This window comes from Pseudoalteromonas sp. S3785, from assembly GCF_005887365.1.
Classification (GTDB): domain Bacteria; phylum Pseudomonadota; class Gammaproteobacteria; order Enterobacterales; family Alteromonadaceae; genus Pseudoalteromonas.
The window spans coordinates 1-11,786 of the sequence record NZ_PNCT01000045.1 but is presented as its reverse complement, the minus strand read 5'-3'; the positions used below and the strand labels follow the sequence as shown (position 1 = coordinate 11,786).

Genomic DNA, 11,786 nt, shown 5'->3' with positions numbered 1-11,786 from the left:
TGTTCCTATTCTTAATGGTGTGTTTTATTATTATCTTCAAGTTCTTCTAGTTGATGCTGAATAATTTCGATTGCCGGGTCGTCTGGGCACTCATCAATAAAAAACTGTAAATCATCGCGTGCCATTTTAGGACAATCTAACTGGTTGAGTAAGTAACCTCTGTCGCGTCTCTCGTACGGGTCATCGCCTAATAGCTCCATTAGCAACTCAACACAAACTAAAGCATGGCCAAATTTATTCTCGCTAATAAACGACCATTTTTGCTGCGCTAAAAACAATTTATAAACTTCATCGTTATAGATAAGCTCAAGTGGCTCTTGTTCTTGGCCATTTTCTTCATCCGCATTTTCAGGAATGATATACCAGCTTTGTTGTCCACTGCTCGGCTCAATAATGTAGCCTTCTTCATCACTTATTGCGACATGAACGCTAATATCGCCCTGATTAATACACACGCTAGCATCTAGCTGCGCTTGCTCAAGCAAGTGTGTTAATAAAATTCCTAATGTGGTTACTGAGCCGCTGCGCATGGTGAGTGTGTAACTCAAACTATTTATTTTATGCTCTGGCACCTTTAAGCCTGAGGCACTAAATAGCCACTTGCTATAAAAAGTATCAAGTAAAGCTTCTAATCTATCGTGAGGGTCTTTTTGCTTAACGCACAATGCACTTATCTGCTGTTCAAAGTCAGTTAAAACAGAAAAAGTAGGTGCTAAGTCTATTTGAGGGTCCCATTTCGATTCTGCATTAATACACCGATAAAGTGGCGGTGGAGTAAATTCATCATATGCATCATCTAAATAAGATTCGTCGTGTTCGTCATACCCGAGGGTGGTCATCAATACTACAACATTTATTAAAAAACGAAGGCATAGTTTACCTAATTTTAAGGATAGTTACCAATCCAGCAAAGCTTTGGCTTATAAATTAAGAATAGTGATGCGCTTTACAAAAAAGTGGTAGCACGGTAGCTTGTGAAAGTGTGAAGGATTTGGCAAATACAGAGCGGCGTTTGCCGAATAAAGCGTTTTTCTAGGGTGCTGTGCGTGTCTAAAAAAATTAAACACGCATCGACTCTTAACCAAAAATTCTTATAAAAGTAGCGGCGCTTTAGCCGTTGCTAAATACCCTATTGCTAAAATGACCACCGTATTAACCGCCACATACATAATTTTAGGCAGTGTTTTCGTTTGTTTAACACTAATAATACCTATCGCAATATAAATCACCACAAGCACTATTTTTTCTAATAACCATAGTTGCTCAAATGGGTTTATTTTGGCCATAAATACGAGTGTAAATGCAGAAATAAGTAACAAAGTGTCAATGCTGTGACTGCCAATAAAAACCAATTTATTTTTGGCAAACTTGCCACTGCCCATACGCGAAAAAGAGCGGATGTAAAATAAAATAACGCTTAGCATAGCAATTGCCATGTGTGAGTGTTTTACTGCTAAATAATCCATAAGCCTCAGTACTTTTTGTTTTATTAAAATTATTATACCAATCCGCATAAGTAAGTGATCTATTTTGAGGATGGAAAAACGCAGATAACGACACGTTTAGCCCCGCAAAACGATTAGATATTATTGCGGATTGGTATTAGAATCCGTTTAACGTTCAACATGCTCTACGGACTATATCGGCTATTATGCCCCATAAACCAAAAAGCACATAGCTGCAAACGCTATGTGCTTTTTAATGTACAGTAATAGCTAGCCTTGTTGGCGTTGCACGTTCTCAAATGCAAGTTGCACATTTTGAGAAAAAATCTCAATTAAATTACGTTGCGTATCGGTTATATTTTTAGGGATCCCCGATATAAATAGCATCGAATTATGATTGTACTCGCTGCTACAATAAGCAAATAAATAGTTGTCTTTATAGATTATGCTCTTATCTTCAAGTGCTTTATGGCAGGCTTCTAATTGCTCACTGGGAAGTACATCATCCAAAACTTTACCTTCGCTTTTTTCAAACTCTCCCGTAGCAGAGCGAACAATCAACTTATCGTTACTACTGTCTTCAATATTTTGAGCAACCAATGTTGTTGCATAAACGGCTTGATCCGCAATGCCTAGTAAAGAAGTAAGTTGCTGCATTACTCCTTCCATAAACTGCTCAATTGAACGCGTTGCAAAAATATCCCGCGAGGCAATAATGATTTTTTCAAGCCCTTCGCGAGATTGTTCTATAGAAATAATATCGCGATACGAGCGCAGGCTTGACATAATAACAGTAAACAACTTTTGCGCTGTCAACTCTGTTTTTGATTTGTAATCATTAATATCATAATTAATAATAACTTGACGTTCAGGTGCTTGCCCTGGCTGACCTGTTCTTAAAATAATACGAATATGATTATTGTTAGCTTCTTCGCGGATAAATTTAGCAACTTGCAACCCGGCATCATCGGTTTCCATTACTACATCTAGCAGTACAATAGCGGCATCTGGGTGCGCATTTATTAATTCTTTTGCTTCAGCGCCTGAATATGCGCTTAAAAACTCTAAACGTTTATTCTGAAATTCAAAATCACTCAACGCAAGCTTTGTAACAGCATGAACTTCAGGTTCGTCATCAACGATTAATACTTTCCAAGTGCCAAGCTCTACTTCACTTTCTAACTCTTCTGGCTCATCTGAAAATAAAAAATCACCCATCATATTAAAAGTTCCTTAATGCATTTATAGAACACACATCATGGCTGTTTGTTGTCAAATTAAGGCCATTGTGCGAGCGTTACACGATCGTTATTTCCCAAGTCTTTTACTGTTTTAATATTTATATACGCCATTTGTTCAAACAAATGTCGAACAGCTTCACCCTGTTCAAAACCATGTTCTATTAAAAGATAGCCACTCGCGAGCAAATAGTCACGTGATTGTGTAATTATTTGTTTTATATCAGCCATTCCAGCCTCATCGGCCACTAATGCAGAAAGCGGTTCAAAGCGCACATCCCCTTCTTTTAAATGCTTATCGTCGTGCTCAATGTAAGGGGGGTTGGTAACAATTAAATTAAACTGCTCATTTTTCAGCGCGCTAAACCAATTGCTTTGCATAACTTGCACATTATTAATCGCTAAACGCTGCTGATTACGCGTCGCTAAGGCCACCGCATCTGCTACTTTGTCTACTGCGGTAATATGCCACTTTGGCATTTCACTGCCCAGTGCAAGTGCAATAGCACCAGTCCCAGTGCCTAAATCAAGCACTTTAGCTTGCTCAGGCATGGCAAGCTCTAAAGCGTGTTCAACTAAGGTTTCAGTATCCGGTCTAGGAATAAGCGTCGTGGTATTTACCTCTAGGGGTAAGCTCCAAAATTCGCGCTCACCAATAATATGCGCTACGGGCTCACCATTTAAACGCCGCTGACAAAATTCATCATATTGGCGCTGCTCATCGCTACTAAGCAGCTTATCTGGCCATGTAAATAAATAACTGCGAGGCTTTTGAAGAACGTGTAATAACAGTACTTGTGCATCTAATTTGGCACTGTCACTTGTTGGTGCAAGTATGTTTGCACCAACCGCGATTGCCTGCTCAAGAGTGTGACTCACAATTACTCATCGCCCATGGCGGCAAGTAAATCGGCCTGATGCTCTTGCATTAATGGGTCAATAATTGCGCCTAAATCACCGGTTACCACTTCGTTTAAGCGATAAAGCGTTAAATTAATACGGTGATCGGTAATACGTCCTTGCGGGTAGTTGTAAGTACGAATACGCTCTGAGCGGTCGCCACTTCCCACTAAATTACGACGTTCAGAAGCTTCTTCGGCTTGGCGTTTTTCATCTTCGGCCTGCTGTAAGCGCGCAGAAAGCACCGACATCGCTTTAGCACGGTTTTTATGTTGCGAACGCTCATCCTGACACTCAACCACCACGCCTGTTGGAATATGAGTAATACGAATTGCAGAATCGGTTTTATTTACGTGCTGCCCACCGGCACCCGAGGCTCTAAATGTATCTACTTTTATATCAGCAGTGTTTATTTCAATGGCTTCGGCTTCTGGAATTTCAGCCATTACTGCTACCGTACACGCAGAGGTATGTACACGCCCTTGCGATTCAGTCTCTGGTACGCGTTGTACACGGTGAGCGCCCGATTCAAACTTAAGCTTACCGTACACGCCTTCGCCGCTAATATTTGCGATAACTTCTTTGTAGCCGCCGTGTTCACCTTCATTGGTGCTCACCACTTCCACTTTCCATTTTTGTGTTTCAGCGTAACGGCTGTACATTCTAAATAAATCGCCTGCAAAAATAGCCGCTTCGTCACCACCAGTACCGGCACGTACTTCTAAAAATACATTGTTGTTATCTTTAGGATCTTTTGGAAGCATAAGCACTTGTAGCTCATCTTCTAATGATAAAATTTGCGCTTTAGCTTCTTTGTATTCTTCTTGCGCCATTTCACGCATATCTGGGTCTGAATCTTTTAGCATTTCTTCAGCAGTGGCGACGTCGTCTTGTGCTTGTTGGTATGCTAAAAATGTTTTTACAATTTCTTCAAGCTCAGAGTATTCTTTTGAAAGAGCACGAAAGCGGTTTTGATCACTAATGACCGACGGATCGCTCAGTAGCGCTTGTACTTCTTCGTAGCGTTCTACTAAGGTTTCTAATTTACGATATACAGACTCTTTCATTTAACTGTTATTCCTGATCAATACCTAACATTTTTTTCAACTGAGTTAGTTGAGCCACTTCACCTTTTTTAGCCGCATCTTGAATTGCACGGGTAGGCGCGTGCATTAAGCGGTTGGTTAATTTATTGGCCAACTCTAATATAATTTTTTCTGCATCTTTACCTGTATTTAGCTGACTAACCGCCCGCTCAACAAGTTCTGACTTAATGGTTTGTACGTCGTTTCGGTAGTGGCGAATTAAGTCAACCGAATCGAGAGAGCGAACCCACATTTCAAATTCTTTTACGCGCTCGCTTATTATTAATTGTGCTTGCTGTGCTGCCTGTTCACGCGCGGCCATATTCTCGCTTACAATGGCTTGTAAGTCATCAACGGAATATAAATAGGCCGCATCAAGCTCGCCTACTTGGCTTTCTATATCGCGCGGTACAGCTATATCAATAAACAGCATAGGCTTATGGCGGCGCTGTTTTAATGCTTGCTCTACTACCCCTTTACCTATAATTGGTAACGTACTGGCTGTTGAGCTAATAACAATATCGGCTTTGTGCAAACGTTCAGGTAACTGCGCCAGCGCAATCACATCGGCCGATACTTCCTGCGCTAAACCGCGTGCACGCTCAATGGTTCTATTGGCAACCGTAATTTGTTGCGGCTCATTTTGGTATAAATGTTTAGCGACAAGCTCTATTGTTTCGCCGGCACCAATTAATAACACATTAGTTTTATCAAGCTTGCCGTAAATATGTTTTGCTAAATTAACCGCAGCAAACGCCACCGACACAGCACTGGCACCAATATCGGTGTCGGTACGAACTTGCTTAGCGACCGAAAAGGTTTTTTGAAACAACCTATCAAACTTAACGCCTACAGCATCATGTGTTTTAGCACTATGGTAAGCTTGCTTAATTTGCCCTAAAATTTGCGGCTCACCCAATACCAATGAATCTAAGCCGCACGCAACACGCATTAAATGATTAATAGCAGCATCACCTTGGTGGCAATATATATTTTTGCTCAGTTCATGTTCATCTAAGCCATGGAAACTGGCAAGCCACGCTAGCAATGCTTGGGAATTTGACTGCTCAAGGCTACAATAGATTTCGGTACGGTTACAGGTAGATACAATAACGGCTTCGTTAAAGTCGGCATGACCGCTTAATTGCTGGAGCGCCTCAGACATTTGCTCAGGCGAAAAAGCCACTTTTTCACGTAATTCTACGGATGCGGTTTTGTGATTAATACCAAGTGCTATGATGGTCATATTTGCCAAATATTGCTGCGCCCTACTTTAAAGGCGGCAATTTTACCAAAAATCAGCGGAATATGGAAAGTAAGGAACAACATTTGATTAGACATTATTTAATTTTATTCACTCTTTTTCTGTTTTTAGCGGGCTGCGCCCACAAAATTGATACAAAAACAACGCTTTACGATGATTGGAAACCTCGCTTAGCGGCGCAAAAAACCTGGCAAGCTCAAGGTAAGTTAGCGTTTATAAGTCCAGATGAGCGACAATCTGCAAACTTAAATTGGCAACAAGACGAAAAACAAAACAACTTAGTGCTCACTACGTTTATTGGTACACGCATATTGTCGTTAAAACAAACCCGCACAGGTGCGCTACTTGATTACGACGATAAAACATACACGGATACTAACGCTGCGTTATTATTGAAACGCTTAACCGGTTTTGATTTACCTGTTGATAACGCTGATAACTGGTTAAAAGGCACGTTAACCTCACAAACATTAAAAGTAGACGAACTTGGCCGTGCACAACAAGTTATCTGGTACGATAACACGAATAAAAAATGGCAAATAACGTATTCAAACTATAAACAGCAAGGTGGCTTTTGGGTCCCCGGCAATGTCACGCTAAAACACCAGCAAATTAAAATCAAAATTCAACTCTACAATTGGCAGTTTAATTAAGCATGAATACTCAAACGGCTTTTTCGGTCATTGCGCCGGCAAAACTCAACTTATTTTTACACATCAACGCGCGTCGTGATGATGGCTATCACGAACTAGAAACTTTATTTACCTTTTTAAATTTTGGAGACACACTCGAATTTTCTGCTAATGAAAGCGCTACTATTTTAGTAACGGGTGATACTAAAGGCATAGCAGATTGCGATAATCTCATCTATAAAGCTGCTTTATTACTTAAAAAACATTGTCGTATTTCATCAGGTGTGAAAATAAATCTAATTAAACGCCTGCCTATGGGCGGCGGTGTTGGTGGCGGTTCGTCAGATGCTGCCACCACGTTACTTGCGCTTAATAAAATGTGGGATACTCAGCTAAGCATCGATGAATTAGCCAACCTAGGCTTGCAATTAGGTGCCGACGTACCAGTATTTATTCGTGGTAAAAGCGCCATAGCGCACGGTATTGGCGAACAGTTGGTGGACGTAGAATTAGCGCAAAAATGGTATTGTGTAGTACATCCTAATCAACATGTAAGTACCGCTAAAATATTCACCCATCCAGATTTAAAACGCGACACACCAAAAATTTCAGGTGATTGGCAAACCCACAAATTAACCAATGATTGTGAGCCTTTAGTTAAAAAGCTCTGCCCCGAGGTTGAAAAAACCCTACAGTGGTTGCTAAAATACGCCCCGTCGAAGATGACCGGAACAGGTTCATGTTGTTTTGTCGAATTTGCTAGTCAAGTTCAAGCACAAGATGTACTTGATAACCTCCCCCATACTTGGCAGGGTTTTGTTGCTTCAAGCACAAATGTCTCACCTGCTCATACGGAGCTTGCCGCCATATTCGATCAATGAAGTAACGTACAAGTAATCATAAGTTAACGCGTAGTAGGTTTTACCTATTTACCCGTTAGTCCAAAAATTCAGTGCCTGAGGAACCCTACCGTGCCTGACATGAAGCTCTTCGCTGGTAACGCAACACCTGAGTTAGCTCAAAAAGTTGCAAAACGTTTGTATATTGAATTAGGCGATGCTGTTGTTGGCCGTTTTAGCGACGGTGAGATCAGTGTTCAAATAAATGAAAATGTTCGTGGCTCGGATGTTTTTATCTTGCAATCAACCTGTGCCCCTACTAACGATAACCTAATGGAACTTATCGTTATGGTTGATGCTCTACGTCGTGCATCAGCAGGTCGTATTACGGCCGTTATTCCTTATTTTGGTTATGCACGTCAAGACCGTCGAGTACGTTCTGCGCGCGTTCCAATTACCGCTAAAGTTGTTGCCGATTTCTTATCAAGTGTAGGTGTTGACCGCGTTCTTACGGTTGATTTACATGCCGAGCAAATCCAAGGCTTCTTTGATGTACCAGTAGATAACGTATTTGGTAGCCCTGTACTACTTGAAGATATGGAAGAGCGTGAGTTTGAAGACGTTGTTGTAGTATCACCAGATATTGGTGGTGTAGTGCGTGCCCGCGCTATTGCAAAACTACTTCACGACACAGACCTTGCTATTATTGATAAACGTCGCCCGCAAGCAAACGTTTCTCAAGTAATGCATATTATTGGTGATGTTGAAGGGCGCGACTGTATTATCGTAGATGATATGATTGATACCGGTGGTACCTTATGTAAAGCCGCAGAAGCACTTAAAGAACATGGTGCTAAACGCGTATTTGCCTATGCAACACACCCTATTTTATCGGGCAAAGCCGCAGAGAACATCCGTAACTCAGTAATCGATGAAGTGATTGTAACTGACTCAATTCCGTTATCTGATGAATTAAAAGCGCTTGATAAAGTAAAAGTACTGACACTTGCTGACATGTTAGCCGAAACAATTCGTCGCATCAGCAATGAAGAATCTATTTCAGCGATGTTTGAACACTAAAACCACGCATCTGCTTGAACATGTAAGCGCCTTTTGGCGCTTTTTTTGTATGTGTTGTTTATTTTATCGGGGGGTGGTGTTATGATAGCGCGCCTTTTGGGTAGGGACCTTGGTCGCAAAGGCCCTAACACTTTTAATTATTGGAGACATTATGTCTAACGAAACTTATACTTACAACGCTGAACTTCGCGTAGAAACTGGTACTGGTGCGAGCCGCCGCCTACGTCGCGAAGACAAAGTACCTGCTATCCTTTACGGTGCAGATAAAGAAGCGGTATCGCTTACTCTTGCTCATAAAGACATGATCAAAGCACAAGAAAGCGAAGGTTTTTACACGCACATTCTTACGCTAAATGTTGGCGGCGAGTCTGTTGAAGCTATCTTAAAAGATATTCAACGTCACCCATTCAAGCCAAAAATCACTCACCTTGATTTCCAACGTGTAGATGCAACTCACAAACTAGTAACTAAAGTTCCTCTTCACTTCATCGGTGAAGAAGTAGTAACTAAAGCTGGCGCAACTGTTGTTCACCAGTTAACTGAAGTTGAGATTTCTTGTCTTCCTAAAGCGTTACCAGAATTCGTTGAAGTTAACGTTTCTAACCTAGTAGTTGGTGATTCAGTTCACATCTCTGACCTTGAGCTTCCTGCAGGCGTTCAGTCTGTTGAGCTAGGTAAAGGCGAAGGCCACGACCTGTCAGTAGTAACTATCAAAGCTAACAAAGCAGCTCCAGCTGAAGAAGAAGCTTCAGACGCTGCTGAATAATATTTAAGGTCTTGCACCTTGAATTCTATTCAAATGCTTGTGGGCCTGGCTAATCCAGGCCCCGAATACGCAAACACACGCCACAATGCAGGTGCTTGGTTTATTGAAGAACTCGCAGCACGATACAACTGCACGCTCAAACACGATCCTAAATATCACGGCCTAACTGGCAAAGTGATCATCCAAGGCCAAGAATTCAAATTATTGATCCCCACCACCTACATGAACTTAAGTGGTAAAGCGGTCGGTAGTTTAGCCAATTTTTTCAAAATCCCCGTGGAAAACATACTCGTTGCCCATGACGAAATGGATTTAGACCCAGGCGTTGCCAAACTTAAAAAAGGCGGCGGCCATGGCGGTCATAATGGCTTAAAAGACATTATTGCAAAAATGGCAAACCAAAAAGATTTTATGCGCTTACGCATAGGTATCGGTCATCCAGGACATCGTGAAATGGTCACAGGTTGGGTGCTTGGAAAAGCCCCCAAAGAAGACCAAGAAAAAATGGATGCAGCGGTTGATGAAGCAGTTCGTTGTATGGAAATACTTGCAAAAGATGGTGTGTTAAAAGCACAAAACAGACTACATTCTTTTAAACCATAATCGTTTAAACGAATCTTAACAAGGTATCTTACTATGGGTTTTAAATGTGGCATCGTTGGCTTGCCTAATGTTGGTAAATCAACGCTTTTTAATGCACTAACTAAAGCGGGTATTGAAGCCGCTAACTTTCCTTTTTGTACCATCGAACCTAACACAGGTGTAGTACCGGTACCCGATCCTCGCTTAGACGAGCTAGCAAAAATTGTAAATCCTCAACGTATTCTACCTACTAGTATGGAATTTGTTGATATTGCTGGTTTAGTAAAAGGCGCATCGAAAGGTGAAGGTTTAGGAAACCAATTTTTAGCAAACATCCGTGAAACGGATGCAATTGGCCATGTAGTTCGCTGTTTTGAAGACGAAAACGTAATTCACGTTGCAGGCACTATTGACCCTGCTGACGATATTGACGTTATCAATACCGAATTAGTACTTGCCGATATGGACAGTGCTGATAAAGCCATTTTCCGTAATGCTAAAAAAGCGAAAGGCGGCGATAAAGACGCTAAAGAGCAAAATGCAGTACTTGAAAAAGTTAAAGCACATTTAGACGAAGGCTTAACACTTCGTTCTTTAGAGCTTACTAAAGAAGAAAAAGCAGCAATTAGCTCAATTAACTTCTTAACTATTAAACCTACCATGTACATAGCTAACGTAGCTGAAGATGGCTTTGAAAATAATCCACACCTTGATCGTGTGCGCGCTATTGCAGAGTCTGAAGACGCGGTTGTTATTCCGGTGTGTGCAGCAATTGAGTCTGAGCTTTCTGAACTAGATGAAGAAGACAAGCTTGAATTTATGGCTGACCTAGGCTTAGACGAACCAGGCCTTAACCGAGTAATTCGTGGTGGATACGAGCTATTACATTTGCAAACCTACTTCACTGCAGGTGTAAAAGAAGTACGCGCTTGGACTATTCCAGTTGGTGCAACAGCACCGCAAGCGGCTGGTAAAATTCACACCGACTTTGAACGTGGCTTTATTCGTGCACAAACCATTGCTTATGACGACTACATTGCCTTTAACGGCGAAGGTGGCGCTAAAGAAGCAGGTAAAATGCGTCAAGAAGGTAAAGAGTACATTGTTAAAGATGGCGATGTAATGAACTTCTTGTTTAACGTATAATTACGCTTAAACAACCTGTTTATAAAAACCCGCTTAATGCGGGTTTTTTTATGCCTGTAACCAAGTAAGGTTTTATCCAAAAATTAAACGACCTTAATCACTTTTAGCTTTTTATACCACTTTGCTTAGCTAAGTGATCTATTTTGAGAATGGATAAACGTGTTAATAGCTGGGCAAAAAACTTCTATTTAGTTGCTCTAAAAGAGAATTTGTTAATACAGATAGCAACACATTTAGTCCGCAAAATGATTAAGTATTGTTACGATTTACTATTCTACTAACGAGCTATGTTAAATACTCTATTTGACGTGAGAAATACGTATCTATAATAAGCAAATTGCCCTACCAACTGCCTCCACGGTGATTAATATGTAACTTTTAGCGCAATTAGCGCGGCTTATGCCTGCTTAAAATGATTACATAGCCTAGTTGTTAAGTATCATAGCTTCATTCAATAGCTAAAATACGCAATAAACTTAGGCTTTAATACGACTTGATCGCAAAACGACTGCTGAAATACTCAGCAATTTTTGTACTAACGGTTTTAAGTTGTTATTACTTAGTGTACTTTGGCAGTTGATTTGCAGTTAAAAAAACAGCAATTTTATTAAAATTTAGTCTCTTAGCTTAATTTTCCTGCAAACAAACCCTGTTAAGTGTTTTTTTGCAAAAAAGGTGTTGACGGATTTGGGTCATATCAGCATAATACGCCCCGCACTCAGCGATGAAGTGATAACAAAAGAGATGGCTAAGTAGCTCAGCTGGTTAGAGCACATCACTCATAATGATGGGGTCACAGGTTCAAATCC

11 protein-coding genes and 1 pseudogene are annotated in these 11,786 nt (G+C 40.9%); 6 read left to right on the top strand and 6 right to left on the bottom strand.

All coding sequences use genetic code 11. The annotated features are described in order from the left end of the window. Window positions 1-11 precede the first annotated feature (11 nt). The 6 genes and pseudogenes from CWC17_RS11955 to hemA form a co-directional block, all read right to left on the bottom strand. Window positions 12-839 (bottom strand): tetratricopeptide repeat protein, encoded by an 828-nt coding sequence (locus CWC17_RS11955; protein WP_138613042.1) that lies wholly within the window; start codon window positions 837-839, stop codon window positions 12-14. 252 nt (window positions 840-1,091) lie between these two features. Continuing rightward, window positions 1,092-1,466 carry a SirB2 family protein gene (locus tag CWC17_RS11950; RefSeq protein WP_138542258.1) on the bottom strand — a complete coding sequence of 125 codons (375 nt, stop codon included), beginning with the start codon at window positions 1,464-1,466 and terminating at the stop codon, window positions 1,092-1,094. A gap of 258 nt (window positions 1,467-1,724) precedes the next feature. Continuing rightward, window positions 1,725-2,666 (bottom strand): annotated as a pseudogene (locus CWC17_RS11945) (DUF3369 domain-containing protein); the annotation flags it as partial. A gap of 56 nt (window positions 2,667-2,722) precedes the next feature. Further along, window positions 2,723-3,562: a peptide chain release factor N(5)-glutamine methyltransferase gene (gene prmC / locus CWC17_RS11940; RefSeq protein WP_138613014.1), complete on the bottom strand. Its 840-nt coding sequence runs from the start codon at window positions 3,560-3,562 to the stop codon at window positions 2,723-2,725. A 2-nt stretch (window positions 3,563-3,564) separates the two neighbouring features. Continuing rightward, a complete protein-coding gene (gene prfA, locus CWC17_RS11935; RefSeq protein ID WP_055016470.1) occupies window positions 3,565-4,650 on the bottom strand; it encodes a peptide chain release factor 1 in 1,086 nt (361 codons plus the stop codon). A gap of 7 nt (window positions 4,651-4,657) precedes the next feature. Next, complete coding sequence (hemA, locus tag CWC17_RS11930) at window positions 4,658-5,914, bottom strand: glutamyl-tRNA reductase (RefSeq protein ID WP_171042088.1); 1,257 nt, start codon at window positions 5,912-5,914, stop codon at window positions 4,658-4,660. Between the two features lie 83 nt (window positions 5,915-5,997). On the opposite strand from hemA, the gene lolB reads away from it, so the two are divergent. The 6 genes from lolB (at window position 5,998) to ychF (ending at window position 10,977) form a co-directional block, all read left to right on the top strand. After that, a complete protein-coding gene (gene lolB / locus CWC17_RS11925; protein ID WP_082422816.1) occupies window positions 5,998-6,585 on the top strand; it encodes a lipoprotein insertase outer membrane protein LolB in 588 nt (195 codons plus the stop codon). A 2-nt stretch (window positions 6,586-6,587) separates the two neighbouring features. Then, window positions 6,588-7,445: a 4-(cytidine 5'-diphospho)-2-C-methyl-D-erythritol kinase gene (gene ispE, locus CWC17_RS11920; protein WP_138613013.1), complete on the top strand. Its 858-nt coding sequence runs from the start codon at window positions 6,588-6,590 to the stop codon at window positions 7,443-7,445. Window positions 7,446-7,535: 90 nt separating this feature from the next. After that, window positions 7,536-8,483 (top strand): ribose-phosphate pyrophosphokinase, encoded by a 948-nt coding sequence (locus tag CWC17_RS11915; RefSeq protein WP_004588832.1) that lies wholly within the window; start codon window positions 7,536-7,538, stop codon window positions 8,481-8,483. A 151-nt stretch (window positions 8,484-8,634) separates the two neighbouring features. Next, complete coding sequence (locus CWC17_RS11910; RefSeq protein ID WP_055016466.1) at window positions 8,635-9,249, top strand: 50S ribosomal protein L25/general stress protein Ctc; 615 nt, start codon at window positions 8,635-8,637, stop codon at window positions 9,247-9,249. Between the two features lie 18 nt (window positions 9,250-9,267). Next, a complete protein-coding gene (gene pth, locus CWC17_RS11905; protein WP_082422814.1) occupies window positions 9,268-9,852 on the top strand; it encodes an aminoacyl-tRNA hydrolase in 585 nt (194 codons plus the stop codon). 33 nt (window positions 9,853-9,885) lie between these two features. After that, complete coding sequence (gene ychF, locus CWC17_RS11900) at window positions 9,886-10,977, top strand: redox-regulated ATPase YchF (protein ID WP_055018915.1); 1,092 nt, start codon at window positions 9,886-9,888, stop codon at window positions 10,975-10,977. Window positions 10,978-11,786: the final 809 nt, after the last annotated feature.

What these genes read in the sequence shown, in the direction of transcription:
- hemA (WP_171042088.1), bottom strand. Translation starts at nt 5,914, where the DNA reads ATGACCATCATAGCACTTGGTATTAATCACAAAACCGCATCCGTAGAA.
- CWC17_RS11950 (WP_138542258.1), bottom strand. Translation starts at nt 1,466, where the DNA reads ATGGATTATTTAGCAGTAAAACACTCACACATGGCAATTGCTATGCTA.
- CWC17_RS11955 (WP_138613042.1), bottom strand. Translation starts at nt 839, where the DNA reads ATGACCACCCTCGGGTATGACGAACACGACGAATCTTATTTAGATGAT.
- ispE (WP_138613013.1), top strand. Translation starts at nt 6,588, where the DNA reads ATGAATACTCAAACGGCTTTTTCGGTCATTGCGCCGGCAAAACTCAAC.
- ychF (WP_055018915.1), top strand. Translation starts at nt 9,886, where the DNA reads ATGGGTTTTAAATGTGGCATCGTTGGCTTGCCTAATGTTGGTAAATCA.
- CWC17_RS11910 (WP_055016466.1), top strand. Translation starts at nt 8,635, where the DNA reads ATGTCTAACGAAACTTATACTTACAACGCTGAACTTCGCGTAGAAACT.
- prfA (WP_055016470.1), bottom strand. Translation starts at nt 4,650, where the DNA reads ATGAAAGAGTCTGTATATCGTAAATTAGAAACCTTAGTAGAACGCTAC.